Raw genomic sequence first — 16,139 nt, 5'->3', positions numbered from 1 at the left:
AACCCAAGGCACAGCAACCAACAACCGTCCGGAAGGACCGCAACACAGGACGCCCGGGCGTCCCCAACTGGGAGTAGCAAGGTGTACGATACTGAAGAAGAACAGATTGAAGCGATCAAAAAATGGTGGAACACCTATGGCAACCTCGTCATCGGCGTCCTGCTCGCCGGTTTGATAGCCTATTTCGGCTGGACCTTCTACCAGAACTCCGTCCAGTCCAAACAGGAAGCCGCCTCCGCCGTCTATTCCAACCTGCTCGACCTCGCCCAGGACCCGGAAAGCACCTTTGACGAGCGCGGCGCCCTGATCTCCACCCTCAAATCCGAATACAGCGGCACCACCTACGCCGTCTACGCCGCTCTCCAGGCCGCCAAAGACGCCGTCAAACAGGACAACCTCGACGCCGCCGAGACCGAACTTGACTGGGCGATAGAGCGCGCCGACGACAGCCTCAAGCCCGTCATCCAGGTGCGCAAGGCTCGCGTCCAGTTCGCCAACGACCAACTCGACAACGCCCTGTCCACCCTCGATAGCATCGACGTCGAAGGGTTCGAAGTCGCCGTCAACGAACTGCGCGGTGACATCCTCTCCGTCCAGGGTCAGGCCGACGCCGCGCGTTCCGCCTACCAGACTGCCTTCGACGCCTCCCAGGAGCAGGGCATGGACAGCCGTTATCTGAAAATGAAGCTGGACGACCTCGCGTCGGCCGCCGAGGAAGATAACGCCTGATGCGGACCACGGCCCTCGCAACATTGCTTCTGGTCGCGCTCACCGGCTGCATCTCAGGCCCGCTCAAAGAAGCGCCCGAGCCGCTGCCGGCGGACGTACCGACCAAAGCGAAGCTGAACATCGACTGGTGGCACATCCTCATCCCGTTCTACACCGAGGTCCCGTTCCACCGCATCGCGCCGACCCTCACCGACCGGGGCATCCTTACCGCCTCACCGTTCGGCGAGGTCGTGCTGATGTCACCCGAGGGCGACTTCATCTGGCGTCGCCAGATCGCCGACCAGATCAGCGCCCCCGTAGCGGCCGACAACCGCCAAATGGCCGTCGTCACCGGCAATGGCGACCTGCAGCTGCTCGACTGGAACGGCAACACCCTCTGGCGCACACCCATCGCCGCCCTGGCCACCGAGGCTCCCGTACTGCTCGAAGACCGCATCATCGTGCAGACTACCGACGGCCGTATCAGCGCACTGGAACGCAACACCGGGCGTGCCCTCTGGGTCTACCAGGACGCCCAGCCGGAGCTCACCATCACCGGCACCGCCCGGCCGACCGTCATCGACAACCTCGTCGTCACCGGCCTCGCCAATGGCAAGCTCGTCGCCCTCAACCTCAACGACGGGTCCCCAGCCTGGGAATACCGCATTGCCCGAGCCCAGGGCAAAACCGACGTCAGCCGCCTGGTCGATGTCGACGCCAGCGTCTCCGTCGTCGACGGCATGATTCTCGCCGCCGGCTACCAGGGCGACATGCTCGTTATCGAAGCCGCCAGTGGCCGCGTCCTGGCCTCCAAACCGCTGTCCACCTACCGGGCCATCGTCCCCGGCGAGCAGTACTGGTACGCGGTCAACGACAAGAGTCGCGTCCTCGCCCTCGACCCCAACACCCTCGACCCAGTATGGACCCAGGACCAATTTACGTATCGCCGCCTCAGCAAAGTCGTCCCCTGGAAAGACGCCCTGGCGGTCTCCGACGCTCAAGGCTATGTCCACCTGCTCGACGCCGAAACCGGCGACTGGCTCGTCTCCCGCGAGATCGACTGGACCGGCGTCAACACCGCGCCGATGGTGATGGGAGACTACCTGCTGCAACAGGGAAACAGCTCACGGATTAAGCGGTTGTCGTTCGAGAGACGGGCAAATTAGTACGGCCTATTATGTGCCGGGAGCCCGCACCGGCTGCCGGGTAGACCCAGTCGGGGTCGCCATGAACCCGTCCATGGGGGCTTGGCGGCCGCCGTCCTGGCGGCCGACATCCCCGCCTGGGTCTACCCGGCACCCGGCGCTAGCCTAAATTGGCTCGAACCGGGTAAAGTGGCAAAAATGGAAGGCTATTCAAGTAGGGTGGGCATTGCCCACCAGAGAAGGATACGTTGGCTCCAGCGTGTCTCTTGGCTGAACGTCATGTGCGGTGGTTGCTTACCGCAGACTGGTGGGCGGTGCCCACCCTACCGGACTGAGGTGGCAAGCAGAATAAATATGGTATTCAATCGGTAGACTAGTGACGGATACCCAAATACCACAGATATAGCGACGGATGCCCGGGACACCCTTTCGGGGATGTTCACAGCAAGGATGCTGTGGTCAAGCCCCCATGGATGGGTGCACGGCGACCCCGAAAGGGTGTCCCGGGTAGCCGGCGCGGACCAAGGCACCCGGCTGAATCGGGTATCCGTCACGGGTTCAACCACAACCCAAACAAGCACTAAACAATTTTCTCTAGCCGAGATGGCATTGGAACCAACATGATCCCAGTAATCGCCCTAGTCGGCCGCCCCAACGTAGGCAAATCGACCCTCTTCAATCGCTTCACCCGCTCCCGCGATGCCCTCGTCGCCGACTGGGCCGGCCTCACCCGTGACCGTAAATACGGCGAAGGCAAACTGGGCGAACGCCCCTTCATCGTCATCGACACCGGTGGCATCAGCGGGTTCGAAGAAGGCCTCGACGCCGAGATGGCGCAGCAAAGCCTGGCCGCCATCGACGAAGCCGACGTCGTCCTGTTCATCACCGACGCCCAGGCCGGCGTCACCGCCGCCGACAATCACATTGCCCAGCACCTGCGCAAAACCGGCAAAAAGGTCATCCTCGTCGTCAACAAAACCGACGGCCTGGACACCGACGTCGTCCTTGGCGATTTCCACGAACTGGGCCTCGCCAGCGACCCCATGCCCATCGCCGCCGCGCATAACCGCGGCGTGCGTTCGCTGCTCGAAGACGCCCTCGAAGACTTCCCGGAACCGGAAACCGACCTGGATCTCGACGTCGACGAAGCGGACAACATCCGGCTCGCCATCGTCGGCCGGCCGAACGTCGGCAAGTCCACCCTGGTCAACCGCATGCTGGGTGAAGAGCGGGTCGTCGTCTACGACCATCCCGGCACCACCATGGACAGCATCTACATCCCCTACGAGCGGGACGACCAGACCTACACTCTGATCGACACCGCCGGTGTGCGTCGTCGGCGCAGCGTATCCGAGGCGGTCGAGAAGTTCTCCATCGTCAAGACCCTGCAGGCCATACAGGACGCCAACGTCGTCATCCTGGTGCTCGACGCGCGCGACGGCCTGGTCGAACAGGACATGCACATGCTCGGGTTCGTGCTCGAATCTGGCCGGGGGCTGGTCGTCGCCATCAACAAATGGGATGGACTGGACCCCGAGCAGAAGGACAAGGTCAAGGAAGCCGTCGATCGCCGGCTGCCGTTCCTCGACTGGGCCGACATCCACTTCATTTCCGCCAAGCACGGCACCAACGTCGGCCATCTCTACAAGTCCGTCGACCTGGCGTACCACTCTGCGCGGCAAAAATGGAGCACCAACCAGCTCACCAGTGTGCTGCAGGGCGTGATCGAGCTGCACCAACCGCCTATGGTGCGCGGCCGTCGCATCAAGCCCCGCTACGCCCACCAGGGCGGCTCGAACCCGCCGGTCATCGTGGTGCACGGCAACCAATTGAACGAACTGCCGGGCAGCTACAAACGCTATCTGGAAAACGCCTTCCGCAAGGCGTTGAAAGTGCGCGGCACGCCCATTCGTTTCGAATTCCGGGTCGGGGAGAACCCCTATGCCAACAAGCCTTCCGGTAAGGCGCAGCAACACAAGGCCAAAGCGCGTGCGAAAGGCCGGTCTTCTCGCCGCCGCTAGCCTCGGCTGGCTGCTCGCCGCCTGGGTTCAGGCGGCCGGGACCACCCAGTTCGAGCGTTGCCAGACGACCCTGGCCCGGGTCGTTCAGCAGCCGCTGCTGACGTTCGAACTCTACCCCCGATACCTGCTCGACCGTCACCAGAACCCGCGACCCAGCGGCCCGGCCCAGGGTTTGGCCTGGTGCGAATCGACTCTGTGGGCGCAGGTTTCGCAAAACCTCGAACAACAGTCCGCTCTGGTCAGTTCGGAATGCCGGCGCAGCCAGCGCATCCCCCGGGACTATCGGGGACTGCAATCCTATTTCATGGGCATCCCGAACCTCGCCTGTGAAACGGGATGGTTCACCGAACTGACCCCCCGGCAATGGGAGCGGGTACAGCCGATGCTCGCGGACATGAACACACTCGAATACGATTGCTACCAGGGGCTGGAAGCCCTGGCGCGCGGCGGCGAGATTCGCCGCAGCCAGGCGAAGTCGATGTACAACGCCGTCATGCTGTCGCGAAAGGTCTTCGAGAAACGGTGGGAGACACTGCTCCAGGAGCTGAGCACGGTCCCGCGCGAAGCCTTGCAGGAACGGGAGGCGCAACTGTCCCAATGCGAATCCATACTGGAACAGGCACTGAAGCGCTAGGGCGGGCACCGTCCGCCCATCGACCGGACCCGGACACCGCAACAATCATCAAGACCCGCCGAGGGACACCCCCTAAAGTACTCCTCGCCAAGGGGGAATCCGAATGAACCAAAGTGCCATGAACCGCTACCACCAACGCTTCCAGCGCGTCCTGGACTACATCGAGACCCATCTCGACGCCAATCCGGGCCTGGAAGAGTTGAGCGAGGTGGCGCTGTGTTCGAAGTTTCATTTCCAGCGGCAGTTTTCGAACTATTTCGGGGTCAGCGTGTTTCGCTACACCCAATGGCTGCGCATGAGGCGGGCCGGGTATCGGCTGGCATTTCGGCGCGACCACGCGATGCTGGACATCGCCCTGGAGGCCGGCTTCAACAGCGCCGAAGCCTTTTCCCGCGCCTTTCGCCAGAGCCTGGGACAAAGCCCCTCGGAGTTTCGAAAATCGCCGGACTGGACACCCTGGCATCAACTGATGCAATCCATCGAAACGCCTGGGAGGCCCGTTATGAAAAACGGTCAACATCACCAAGACGTCCAGATCGTGGACTTCGAAGACACCCCGATCGCAATGCTGGTCCATCAAGGCCCACCCGCCGGACTGAACCGCTCGATTCGGCGCTTTATCGACTGGCGCAAAACGCATGGCCCGTCGCCCAGCGTCAGCCGGACCTTCAATATCCTCTACAACGATCCGGAGCAGGTGCCGGCCGACGACTATCGGTTCGGCATCGCCGCGTCGATTCGAGGGGATGTCGAGCCCAATGAACACGGTGTCGAGACCAGCCGGATTCCGGCGGGGCGGTGTGCGGTGTTGCGGCACCACGGATCGGATACAAACCTGGCTGAGACGGTTCAGTACCTGTATGGGGAGTGGTTGCCGGACAGTGGCGAGGAGCTGCGTGATTTCCCGATCTTTTTTGAGCGGTTGAATCTGTTTCCGGATGTGCCTGAGCGGGATATGCGGACGGATGTTTATCTGCCATTGAGATGAACCGAAAGCATCGATCGGTAGGATAGGGTGTTGGCTTGGATTGTCGGATTACGTCGCTTCGCGCTACCGAAGCGTCGGACCGATCCAACCTACGTAATGTGAAGATGGCAGGTGTTGGTGGTTATTTTGGTGGGCGGTGCCCACCGTACGGGCTGTTTTGACCCGAGACACGGGGGAGCGTGGGACTTCGGGTAGCATCGCGGAGTGAGTGACGGATGCAGGGGGGTGTTTCATCGGGGGAGTGGGCGGCATGGATGCCGCCGTCTAGCCTACATGGATGTATACACGGCGACCCCGAGGAAGCGCCCCCCTGTATCCGGCACGGGCCATTGGCTGGGATACCAACCCAGGCTCCAAAGACGGTGGCACCCCAGCGTCCTGGAGGCACAGGCAGGAAGAACCCAGGCCTCCCAAGGCTATTCGATGCGTTCCACCTGGCTGATCACCTGGCCGTCCCGCAGGATTGAGGTGATCTTGTCACCGGGTTTCAGGTCGTCTGCACGTTGGATGACGTTGCCGTGTTCGTCCCGGGTGATGCTGTAGCCGCGTTCCAGGGTGTTCAATGGCGATAGGGCATTGAGCTTGCCGATCAGAGCCTGTAACCGTTGGCGGTGCGGGCGCGTCTGTTGTGGACCGGTGCGTTTGAGACGGACCTTCAGACTGTCCAATTGCTTGCGGTCCGCCTTCAACCGATTGACCGGGCTCACCCGTTTCAGCCGGTCCTGCAGATTCCGGAACCGTTCCCGGCGTTGTTGCTGGCCTACGGTAAACGCCCGGTGCAACCGGCTCTGGCGCTCATCCAGTCGCTGTTGCCACTCACGCAGTAGAGTGCCGGGGTCGCGCAGCCGCTGTCGGGCATGGTCCAGAGTGCGCTGCCAGTGGGTGTACTGGGCGCGCCAGGCGCGAATCAGTCGCTCCTCCCGAATCTGCAGGGCGCGGTAGAGATCGGCCTGATCGGGGCTGACCAGCTCGGCTGCCTGGGACGGGGTCGCGGCGCGAACATCGGCGACAAAGTCGCTGATGGAGACATCCACCTCGTGCCCCACGGCGGAGACAATGGGCAGGTCGGATGCGTGAATGGCCCGGGCCACGCCCTCGTCGTTGAAACTCCAGAGGTCTTCCAGCGAACCACCGCCGCGCCCGACGATCAGGGCATCGACCTGTTTCAGACGGTTGGCGGTTTCGATGGCGGCGATGATCTGAGGCGGCGCCTCGTTTCCCTGGACCGCGACCGGGTAGAGGATGACCTCCATCGCCGGGTAGCGGCGCTCGAGTACGGTCAGGATGTCGTGCAGGGCGGCGCCGGTGCGCGAGGTGATAACGCCGATGCGACGAATGCGGGACGGCAGCGGCTGCTTGTGTTCGGGCGCGAACAGGCCTTCGCGTTCCAGTTTTTCCTTCAGTTGGAAAAACGCCGCCTGCAAGGCACCTTCTCCCTGAGGCTGGATGCTGGAGACGATGATCTGATAGTCGCCCCGACCCTCGTACAGACTGACCCGGCCGCGCAGCAGCACCTGGTCGCCTTCCTTCGGTTTGTAGCGGGACCGCGACAGCGTCGACTTGAACAGAGCACAGCGGACCTGGGCGCCCTTGTCCTTCAGCGTGAAGTACATGTGGCCGGAAGCCGGACGGGCGACATTGGACAGTTCGCCGAGCACGGGAATGGCCGGGTACTGGGTTTCCAGCAGAAATTTGACCTGATGGTTCAGTTGGCTGACGGTCAGCGGCTTATCGGGATCGGTCAGGGCCATGGGGTCCGTAGAGTCGAAGCTTGGCCGGGAAGGGTAGAGGGAAACGATGGCGGAGCGCAAGACGGTCTTTTACCAGGCCGGCCAACGCCGCCCAAATACTGGCCCGCATTGGGGCAGCTTATATAAACCGCCGATTAAACCATAAAACTTTGTTTGTCTGCAAATATGGTTATAATGCCGCGCCAACTCAGGCAGGTCCCTCTGAGACTTGTCTATCATTTCCCACGTCGCCAGGAGGGAAGTCCACCATGTTGCGCATTGCCCAAACCGCTCTTACGTTCGATGATGTTCTGTTGGTCCCCGGATACTCCGAGGTCCTGCCCAAGGATGTCACGCTGAAAACCCGTCTGACCCGGAACATCGAGCTGAACATCCCCTTGATGTCCTCCGCCATGGACACCGTGACCGAAGGTCGCCTCGCCATTGCCATGGCCCAGGAGGGCGGCATCGGCATCATTCACAAAAGCATGTCGATCGAGCAGCAAGCGCAACAGGTCCGGCTGGTGAAAAAATTCGAAGCCGGTGTCGTGCGTGATCCCATCACCATCCAGAAAGACGCCACCGTGCGAGAGCTGCTTGCCCTGACCGGTGAAAACAGCATCTCCGGCGTTCCGGTCATGGATGGCGACGATCTGGTCGGCATTGTGACCAGCCGGGATGTGCGCTTCGAGAAGAACCTGGATGCCCGCATCGACACTGTGATGACCGAACGCGACCGTTTGGTGACGGTGAAGGAAGGCATCAGCCCGGAAGACGTGCGCGATCTGCTGCACGAGCACCGCATCGAGAAAGTCTTGGTGGTGGACGACGACTTCAAACTGCGCGGCCTGATGACCGTCAAAGACATCAACAAGGCCCAGGCCTTCCCCAATGCCTGCAAGGACAGTGACGGCCGTCTGCGTGTCGGTGCCGCCGTCGGTACCGGTCCGGAAACGCCGGACCGGGTCGATGCCCTGGTGCGCGCCGGTGTCGACGTCATCGTTGTCGATACCGCGCACGGTCACTCCAAGGGCGTGATCGACCGGGTGCGTTGGGTGAAGGAAAACTACCCGCAGGTCGACGTCATCGGCGGCAACATCGCCACCGCCGCGGCGGCCCGTGACCTGGCCGAAGCCGGCGCCGACGGCGTCAAGGTCGGCATCGGTCCGGGTTCCATCTGCACCACCCGCATCGTCGCCGGTGTCGGCGTGCCTCAGGTGTCGGCCGTCGCCGATGTCGCCGAAGCACTCCGGGATACCGAAATTCCGTTGATCGCCGACGGTGGCATCCGTTTCTCCGGCGACATCGCCAAGGCCATCGTGGCCGGGGCTTCCGTGATCATGGCGGGCAGCATGTTCGCCGGCACCAACGAATCCCCGGGTGAGGTCGAATTGTTCCAGGGCCGCGCCTACAAGAGCTATCGCGGCATGGGCTCGCTGGGGGCCATGGGCCAGACCCAGGGGTCCAGCGACCGCTACTTCCAGACCGTCGAAAGCGGCGTCGAGAAGCTGGTCCCGGAAGGCATCGAAGGTCGCATCGCGGTCAAGGGCCCGCTCAACGCCGTGGTGCACCAGTTGATGGGCGGTCTGCGCGCCTCCATGGGGTACACCGGTTGCCGTACCATCGAAGAGATGCGCACCAAACCGGAATTCGTGCAAATCACCGGGGCCGGCGTGAAGGAATCCCACGTGCACGATGTGCAGATCACCAAGGAAGCGCCGAACTACCGCCTGGCCTGATCCAGCCCGTTCGCTATTCTGAGAAGGCACCGGCGCAAAGCCGGTGCCTGTCGTTTGACCCAGCCGGAAACCGATATGAGCCACCTCGACATTCACGCCCAGAAAATCCTGATCCTCGACTTTGGATCCCAGTACACCCAGTTGATCGGCCGCCGCGTGCGCGAGCTCGGCGTCTACTGCGAGATCCACACCTATGAGATGACCTCGGACGAGATCCGCGCCTTCGACCCCAAGGGCATTATCCTGTCCGGCGGGCCGGAGTCCGTGCATGCCGACGACAGCCCGCGAGCGCCGGAAGCCGTGTTCGACCTGGGCGTGCCGGTATTGGGCATCTGCTACGGCATGCAGACCATGGCGGAGCAGTTGGGCGGTGCCGTGATCGGTTCGAAAGAGCAGGAGTTCGGCTATGCCGAGGTCAAGGTCGACACGGCTTCCAAGCTGTTGGATGGCCTGAGCGACCGCCATTCGGACGGCGCCGATTTCCTGGATGTGTGGATGAGCCACGGCGACAAGGTCAGCGCACTGCCGGAAGGCTTTGAATTGATGGCCTCCACGCCGAGCTGTCCGATTGCGGGCTTCGCGGATGACACGCGCCGTTTCTACGGCATCCAGTTCCACCCCGAAGTGACCCATACCCTGAAGGGGCTGGACATCCTGGAGCGGTTCGTTCGCACCCTGAGCGGCTGTGACGCCCTGTGGACGCCGGCCAACATCATCGAGGACCTGACCGCCCGGGTGCGCGACCAGGTCGGCGGCCAGCATGTACTTCTGGGGCTGTCCGGCGGTGTCGATTCCTCCGTTGTGGCGGCGCTGTTGCACAAGGCCATCGGCGAGCAGTTGACCTGTGTCTTCGTCGACAACGGCCTGCTGCGCAAGGGCGAGGGCGACCAGGTGATGGACACCTTCGCCAGTCACATGGGTGTCCGCGTCATTCGCGTCAACGCCGAGGACCGTTTTCTCGATGCGCTCAAGGGCGAGGACGACCCGGAGAAGAAGCGCAAGATCATCGGCCACGAGTTCATCAAGGTGTTCGATGAGGAAGCGGCGAAGATCCCGGACGTCGCCTACCTGGCTCAGGGCACTATCTATCCGGACGTCATCGAGTCCGCCGCCAGCAAGACCGGTAAGGCCCATGTCATCAAGTCGCACCATAATGTCGGCGGCCTGCCCGAGGACATGAAACTGGAACTGGTCGAACCGCTGCGCGAGCTGTTCAAGGACGAGGTCCGCAAGATCGGCCTGGAACTGGGCCTGCCCTACGACATGGTCTACCGCCATCCGTTCCCTGGGCCGGGTCTCGGCGTGCGCATCCTCGGTGAGGTTAAGAAGGAATACGCCGATCTGCTGCGCGAGGCCGACGCCATCTTCATCGACGAGTTGCACAAGGCGGACTGGTACCACAAGACGTCCCAGGCGTTTGCCGTCTTCCTGCCGGTCAAGTCGGTGGGCGTCGTCGGCGATGGCCGTCGTTACGAATGGGTGATCGCCGTACGTGCCGTCGAGACCATCGACTTCATGACCGCACGCTGGGCGCATCTGCCGTATGAGCTGCTGGAGCGGGTCAGTAACCGCATCATCAACGAGATTTCCGGCATCTCCCGGGTGGTTTACGACATCTCCGGCAAGCCGCCCGCCACCATCGAATGGGAGTGATGGACGACGTCACCGCCATGCGGCGGGCACTGGCTCAGGCCAGGCTCGCCTTTGATGCCGGGGAAGTCCCGGTAGGCGCCGTGGTGGTGCAGGAGGGCGAGGTTGTGGCCGAGGGCTTCAACCAGCCCATCGGCCGGCTCGACCCCAGTGCCCATGCCGAAATGGTCGCCATCCGAACAGCCGCCGAGCGGATCGGGAACTACCGTCTCACCGGGGCGACGCTGTATGTGACCGTCGAACCCTGTACCATGTGCGCCGGCCTGCTGGTGCACAGCCGCATCCAGCGGTTGGTTTTCGGCGCACCGGAACCCAAGAGCGGTGCCGTGGTCTCCAACCTGCACCTGTTCGACCATGGGCCTTACAACCACCGTCTTGAAGTCACCGGCGGTGTATTGGAAACCGAATGCTCGGAATTGATGTCCCGCTTTTTCGCTGAACGCCGTGAACGCCAAAAGGCGTTGCGTCGGGCCAGCCGATCGGAATAGCCCCGGCCCCGTGCCGTCTAGGAGTTCTAATGCCCTCAGCCCAGGAGCTGACGTTTCGCCAGAAAGCCTGGCGCCTGTCGCCGATGTACGCGGCTTATTTTACGCTGTTCGGCGTTTTCACCCCCTATCTGGCCCGTTTTCTGACCGCCCAGGGGCTAAGCCCGCGCCAGATCGGCGTTATTGTCGCCACCGTCTTCGGCGTCAACATCTTCGCCCCCTTTCTGTTCAGCCTGATCAGTGACCGGACCGGGCAGCGCCTGCCGCTGATCCGCCTGGGATTCGTGCTGATGGGGATGTTTTATCTGCTGTCGCTGAAAAGCGGCGATTTCATATGGTATCTGACCGTCTTCGGCCTGTTCGGTATCTTCCTGTCCGCCGTCTTGCCGCAAATGGAAGGTGTGGCGATCAACGTGCTGGACCGGGACCGCTCCCGGTACGGTCAGGTTCGGCTGTGGGGGTCGGCCGGTTACGTCGTGGTTGTCTGGGTGTTGGGGACCGCACTGGATTACTGGCCGGTGACCATCCTGCCGGTGATCGGTGGCGTACTCTGCGCCATCATGTGGGGGACGACCTGGCTGGTGCCGAAAGAAGCCCGGACCGACCCCAAACAACGCCAAACGGCCCGATCCCTGGAAACTGTGCCGATCGACTGGCGCCAGGTCGCGGTGCTGATGGTCGTGGTGTTCCTCTGGCAGATTGGTATGGCGCCATACAACACCTTCTTCGACCTGTTCCTCAAGGAGCGCGGCTTTCCGGCGAGCCAGATCGGTTTTCTGATCAGTTTCGGTTCCATTTGTGAGATCGTCATCTTTCTGGTCATCGCCCGTTGGTTTCAACGCTTCAGCGAGCGACAGCTGATGTTCGTGGCGCTCGCGGCCACCGTGCTGCGATGGTCGGTATTGTCGTTCGTCGAGGGCAGTTTCGCGCTGGTACTCGGACTCCAGGCGTTGCATGCGCTGACGTTCGGGGTCGTGCATTCAGTGGCGATCCATCGTGTCGGCCGTCTGTTCCCACCCAGTCGGATGGGGTTCGGGCAGGGGCTCTATGTCTCCGTCGGCATGGGGTTGGGACTGATCTGCGGCAACCTGTTGTCCGGGTATGTCTGGACCGGGGCGGGCGTCGTGTTCCTGATGGGGGCCGGAACCACCGCCGTGGCGGCGGTGCTGGTGTTTTTCGGGTTCGGGGCTATTCGGGGTGTGGATCGAACCTGATGCCGGCTTAATAAGTAGGGCAGAAGAGCTTCAGGCGACATCTGCCGAGAGGGCGAAGCCCTCTGCTAGGCCCCATGAAAGAGAAAGGCGGGTTGCGCCCGCCATGGCAGATGTCGCCTGAGGCCCGATGTGTCGGACCACTTCTGCCCTACAGGTTCTCGCCCAGCATCCTACGATACGTCTTCAGGTACTCCCGCGCCGCGCTCTCCCACTCGAACCGCTGTTTCATGGCGTTGCGCTGCATCGCCAGCCACAGCTTGGGGTTGCGTTCGTAGACGTCGACCATCCGCTCGATCTCCGCGCGCAACGCCGCTTCACTCGGTTCCTCGAACATGAAGCCGGTGGCGCTGCGGGTGTTGCGCTGGGTGGCGCTGAGCGGGACGACGGTGTCCTTGAGGCCGCCGACGGCGCGCACCAGCGGCAGGGTGCCGTAGCGCAGGCTGTAGATCTGGTTCAAGCCGCAGGGCTCGAAGATGGACGGCATCAGGAAAGCGTCGCCGCCGGCTTCCATGCGGTGTGACAGGGCGTTGTCGTAGCCTTCGACGAAGGCGACCTTGTCCGGGAAATGGTTTGCCAGGCGGTGCAGGTGGGCGGCCAGCTGCGGGTCGCCGGAACCGAGCAGGGCGATCTGGATGTCCCGTTCGCGCAGCACTTCCCACAGCGTCGGGATCAGCAGATGGAAGCCTTTCTGGTCGGTCAGGCGGCTGACCGAGACCAGCAGTGGCACGTCCCGCTCGGCGAACCCCATTTCCTGCTGCAGGCGACGCTTGCATTCGGCCTTGCCCGGTTCGTCCGGCGTGGTATAGGTGGCCGGGATCATCGGATCGGTCTCCGGTGACCATTGGCCGTAGTCGCACCCGTTGAGAATGCCCACCAGGGCGTCGGAACGATCGCGAAAGAGGGCGCCGAGCCCGTGTCCGCCGAGGTCGGTCACCAACTCATCGGCGTAGCCGGGGCTGACGGCGCAGAGCGCGTCGGCAAAGCGAATGCCGCCCTTGAGCAGGTTGATCTGACCGAAATCCTCGAACGCGCCCGGGTGAAAGAACTGTTCGTGTATGCCGAGCGGTTGCAACCAACTGGCTGGAACCTGACCCTGATAGGCGGCATTGTGCAAGGACAACAGGCTGCGGGTGTTATCGAAAAAGGTGTCGTATTTGAAGTGCTCTTTCAGGTAGAAACAGCACAGCGCCGCCTGCCAGTCGTTGGCGTGGACGATGTCCGGTCGCCAGTCGTTGTCTTTGCACCACTGCAGCGCGCCTTTACTGAGCAGGCCGAAGCGCCGGGCGTTGTCCGGGTAGGGCCAGCGGCCGTCGTCGTAGATGCCCGGCCGGTCGAAACTCTCGGCATGCTCCAGTTGAACCAGCGGCAACCCTTCATGCGAACCGGTCCGGGCCGCCATCCAGGTTTCGTCGAACAGGTTCAGGTGCACACAGAGCGACTGGCTGGGCCAGTGACTCCAGATCGGTTCGGTACGGCTGTAAGCGGGGGTGACTACCTGTACATCGTGGCCCAGGGCGGTGAGGGTGGCCGGCAGGGCCCTGGCGACGTCCGCCAGGCCCCCGGTTTTTACCAACCCTTCGACTTCCGAGGCGACGACCAGTATCTTCAAAGGACGATCAGTCGAAGCCAATGCGTGCTCCTTTCGGGATGACAACAATACCGTTCGGGGACACGTGGAAGCGTCGGCGATCGGCTTCCGGGTCCTCCCCGATGACGGTGCCGGGGGCGATGGCGACATTCTTGTCGAGCATGGCGCGACGAATGCGGGCGCCGCGGCCGATGTCGTTATTGCCCATCAGGACACTGTTCTCGACATAGGCGTGGCTGTGCACGTGGCAGTTGTACCCGAGGATACTGCGGTGCACGAAACTGCCGGAGACGATACAGCCGCCGGCGACAATGGAGCTGATCGCCTGGCCGGTGCGGTTGGCCTCGTCGTGAACGAATTTGGCCGGCGGTACCGCCGGGTGATAGCTGCGCAGCGGCCAGAAGCGGTTGTACAGGTCGATGGGCGGGTCGACCGCGAGCAGGTCCATATTGGCCTCGAACAGCGAGTCGATGGTGCCGACATCGCGCCAGTAGCCGCCGGTGTGCTCCTGCTCGCCGCGAATGAAGTTGGTGGAAAAGTCGTACACGTAGACTACGCCGGCCTTGTACAGGTCGGGAATGATGTTGTGGCCGAAATCGTGCACCGAATCGCTGCGTTCGGCATCGATCTTCAGGCTTTCGACCATGGTCGGTGCGTCGAATACATAGTTGCCCATGCTCGCCAGGACATAGTCCGGACGCCCGGGGATCGTCTTCGGGTTGCTCTTCGGCTTCTCCTGAAACCCGATCATCTTGTTGTTTTCATCGATCTCGATAACGCCGAACTGGTCGGCCTGGCTTACGTGCACGGGAATGGCGGCCACCGTCAGCTTGGCATCCTCGTAGCTGCGGTGAAACTCGATCATCTGGCGCACGTCCATCTTGTAGATATGGTCGCCGCCGAAGACGCAGCAAATTTCCGGGTCCATGCCTTCGACCAATTCGATGTTCTGATAAATGGCGTCGGCCGTGCCCTGGTACCAGTGTTTGCCCATTTGCATCTGGGCGGGAATGGGGTCGATGAACCGGTTGGTGAGACCTGTCACCCGCCAGCGTCGACTCATGTGTTTCATCAGGGAATGGGACTTGAACTGGGTCAACACGAAGATCTGCAGCAGGTCCGAGTTGACGAAGTTGTTCAGGACGAAATCGATGATGCGATAGTTGCCGCCAAAGGGGACGGCGGGTTTGGCGCGCACGGAGGTCAGGGGGGCCAGGCGGGTGCCTTCGCCTCCGGCGAGAATCATAGAGAGGATGCCGGACATAGTCTTTCCCTTATTTCAGTGTGGGTAGCCAGTCGGCTGCCCAGGTGACTTCATCGTCAGCTTAGCGTGCTCTAGCTGGCGCGACCACTGGTTTAATGGCTTCTTTGGTAACTTCAGCGGTCTTTGACGAGCATTGTTGTTCTTGTTGATTGAAGTTTGATCACCTCCTGATGCCTTCTGTGATTGTTATCCATACAGGTGGTGTTGGATCGTGCCGAAAAATACGTCGGAATCCCAGGGATTGGATCGTCGCTGGTCAATATAGACCAGGAAGGCGACGAAGCCGATGACGATTAAGAGAAAGATTATCAATTTCTTGTTCATGTGGGCGACGCTGACCCTCTTCGATATCCTTTATCGCATTGTGTACCGATTTTTCCGGAAATGGCAAGGGAGGCGGTACATCGCGGATTCGGACCTATTCGGACAAAGGTCGACACTCACATCTCCGGCATTTCTGGTAGAATGCGCCGCGATTCATCGTTTCAGCATCGAGGTAGCGCATGAAAGCCCCTTTGGGTCTGTCCCTGAGCGTCATCCTGGCCACTCTGGCCGCCCCCGCCATGGCCGAAGAGGCCGCCATTCAAGTGGCCACCAACGCCCAGCTTGAGATTGCTGCTCTGACCGAGCAGACACTGTCGGAAACCACAACGGTAACGGTCCAGCCCCGGGATGCCGGCAGTCCGGAAGGCGCCCTGAGCGAATCCTGGCCGACACATTGTTTGTTGTCGGTGACTGTGTCGCTGGCCGAGGGCGAAGCCGAACTGGCGCCGGGCAAGTTGGTCTGCATCACCGAGGACCGTCGCATTCTCGAAAGCCAGCTCGATGCCGTTGTCGAGGGCTTCGGTCGCTGTCAGGCCAGCGATGGCAACGCCTGCGCGCGCTATCGCATCGAAAGTGGCGATACCGGGCGGCTGATCCTGCAATCCCCCGCGACCTTGACCCCGCAGCCGAGAAACGACCAGGGTTGATC

At 62.1% G+C, this 16,139-nt stretch carries 13 protein-coding genes; 10 read left to right on the top strand and 3 right to left on the bottom strand.

Annotated elements, in window-relative coordinates; genetic code table 11:
* Positions 1-81: 81 nt before the first annotated feature.
* From IE111_RS00400 to IE111_RS00380, 5 genes are all read left to right on the top strand, one after another.
* Entirely contained in the window at positions 82-729 is a 648-nt protein-coding gene (locus tag IE111_RS00400; RefSeq protein WP_189606512.1) for a YfgM family protein, read from the top strand.
* Positions 729-1,874, top strand: a complete 1,146-nt coding sequence (gene bamB, locus IE111_RS00395) for an outer membrane protein assembly factor BamB (RefSeq protein ID WP_189606511.1) — start codon at positions 729-731, stop codon at positions 1,872-1,874. The genes IE111_RS00400 and bamB overlap by 1 nt, the downstream gene beginning before the upstream one ends.
* Positions 1,875-2,473: 599 nt before the next feature.
* A complete protein-coding gene (gene der, locus IE111_RS00390) occupies positions 2,474-3,874 on the top strand; it encodes a ribosome biogenesis GTPase Der (RefSeq protein ID WP_189606510.1) in 1,401 nt (466 codons plus the stop codon).
* Entirely contained in the window at positions 3,843-4,508 is a 666-nt protein-coding gene (locus IE111_RS00385; RefSeq protein ID WP_189606509.1) for a hypothetical protein, read from the top strand. Before der ends, IE111_RS00385 begins: the two co-directional genes overlap by 32 nt.
* A gap of 103 nt (positions 4,509-4,611) precedes the next feature.
* Positions 4,612-5,496, top strand: a complete 885-nt coding sequence (locus IE111_RS00380; RefSeq protein ID WP_189606508.1) for an AraC family transcriptional regulator — start codon at positions 4,612-4,614, stop codon at positions 5,494-5,496.
* A 416-nt stretch (positions 5,497-5,912) separates the two neighbouring features.
* On the opposite strand, the gene xseA is transcribed toward IE111_RS00380, so the two are convergent.
* Positions 5,913-7,247, bottom strand: coding sequence for an exodeoxyribonuclease VII large subunit (gene xseA, locus IE111_RS00375; RefSeq protein ID WP_189606507.1), 1,335 nt, complete (start codon positions 7,245-7,247; stop codon positions 5,913-5,915).
* A gap of 248 nt (positions 7,248-7,495) precedes the next feature.
* Here xseA and guaB point away from each other — a divergent pair, with 248 nt between their 5' ends.
* The 4 genes from guaB (at position 7,496) to IE111_RS00355 (ending at position 12,314) form a co-directional block, all read left to right on the top strand.
* Complete coding sequence (gene guaB, locus IE111_RS00370) at positions 7,496-8,965, top strand: IMP dehydrogenase (protein WP_189606506.1); 1,470 nt, start codon at positions 7,496-7,498, stop codon at positions 8,963-8,965.
* Between the two features lie 75 nt (positions 8,966-9,040).
* Positions 9,041-10,618, top strand: coding sequence for a glutamine-hydrolyzing GMP synthase (gene guaA, locus IE111_RS00365; RefSeq protein WP_189606505.1), 1,578 nt, complete (start codon positions 9,041-9,043; stop codon positions 10,616-10,618).
* Positions 10,618-11,103, top strand: a complete 486-nt coding sequence (gene tadA, locus IE111_RS00360) for a tRNA adenosine(34) deaminase TadA (RefSeq protein WP_229805076.1) — start codon at positions 10,618-10,620, stop codon at positions 11,101-11,103. Before guaA ends, tadA begins: the two co-directional genes overlap by 1 nt.
* A 29-nt stretch (positions 11,104-11,132) precedes the next feature.
* The gene (locus tag IE111_RS00355; protein ID WP_189606503.1) at positions 11,133-12,314 is read left to right on the top strand and encodes an MFS transporter; all 1,182 of its coding nucleotides are present in this window, start codon (positions 11,133-11,135) and stop codon (positions 12,312-12,314) included.
* Between the two features lie 148 nt (positions 12,315-12,462).
* Here IE111_RS00355 and glgA read toward each other — a convergent pair whose 3' ends face one another.
* The gene (glgA, locus tag IE111_RS00350; RefSeq protein ID WP_189606502.1) at positions 12,463-13,944 is read right to left on the bottom strand and encodes a glycogen synthase GlgA; all 1,482 of its coding nucleotides are present in this window, start codon (positions 13,942-13,944) and stop codon (positions 12,463-12,465) included.
* Complete coding sequence (gene glgC, locus IE111_RS00345) at positions 13,931-15,166, bottom strand: glucose-1-phosphate adenylyltransferase (protein ID WP_229805074.1); 1,236 nt, start codon at positions 15,164-15,166, stop codon at positions 13,931-13,933. The genes glgA and glgC overlap by 14 nt, the downstream gene beginning before the upstream one ends.
* 503 nt (positions 15,167-15,669) lie before the next feature.
* On the opposite strand from glgC, the gene IE111_RS00340 reads away from it, so the two are divergent.
* Complete coding sequence (locus tag IE111_RS00340; RefSeq protein WP_189606501.1) at positions 15,670-16,137, top strand: hypothetical protein; 468 nt, start codon at positions 15,670-15,672, stop codon at positions 16,135-16,137.
* Positions 16,138-16,139 lie beyond the last annotated feature (2 nt).

Source organism: Saccharospirillum salsuginis (genome assembly GCF_014651855.1).
In the GTDB taxonomy this organism is placed as follows: domain Bacteria; phylum Pseudomonadota; class Gammaproteobacteria; order Pseudomonadales; family Natronospirillaceae; genus Saccharospirillum; species Saccharospirillum salsuginis.
This window is presented reverse-complemented; position numbering and strand designations above follow the sequence as displayed.

What these genes read in the sequence shown, in the direction of transcription:
- bamB (WP_189606511.1), top strand. Translation starts at nt 729, where the DNA reads ATGCGGACCACGGCCCTCGCAACATTGCTTCTGGTCGCGCTCACCGGC.
- der (WP_189606510.1), top strand. Translation starts at nt 2,474, where the DNA reads ATGATCCCAGTAATCGCCCTAGTCGGCCGCCCCAACGTAGGCAAATCG.
- IE111_RS00380 (WP_189606508.1), top strand. Translation starts at nt 4,612, where the DNA reads ATGAACCAAAGTGCCATGAACCGCTACCACCAACGCTTCCAGCGCGTC.
- xseA (WP_189606507.1), bottom strand. Translation starts at nt 7,247, where the DNA reads ATGGCCCTGACCGATCCCGATAAGCCGCTGACCGTCAGCCAACTGAAC.
- guaB (WP_189606506.1), top strand. Translation starts at nt 7,496, where the DNA reads ATGTTGCGCATTGCCCAAACCGCTCTTACGTTCGATGATGTTCTGTTG.
- guaA (WP_189606505.1), top strand. Translation starts at nt 9,041, where the DNA reads ATGAGCCACCTCGACATTCACGCCCAGAAAATCCTGATCCTCGACTTT.
- tadA (WP_229805076.1), top strand. Translation starts at nt 10,618, where the DNA reads ATGGACGACGTCACCGCCATGCGGCGGGCACTGGCTCAGGCCAGGCTC.
- IE111_RS00355 (WP_189606503.1), top strand. Translation starts at nt 11,133, where the DNA reads ATGCCCTCAGCCCAGGAGCTGACGTTTCGCCAGAAAGCCTGGCGCCTG.
- glgC (WP_229805074.1), bottom strand. Translation starts at nt 15,166, where the DNA reads ATGTCCGGCATCCTCTCTATGATTCTCGCCGGAGGCGAAGGCACCCGC.
- IE111_RS00340 (WP_189606501.1), top strand. Translation starts at nt 15,670, where the DNA reads ATGAAAGCCCCTTTGGGTCTGTCCCTGAGCGTCATCCTGGCCACTCTG.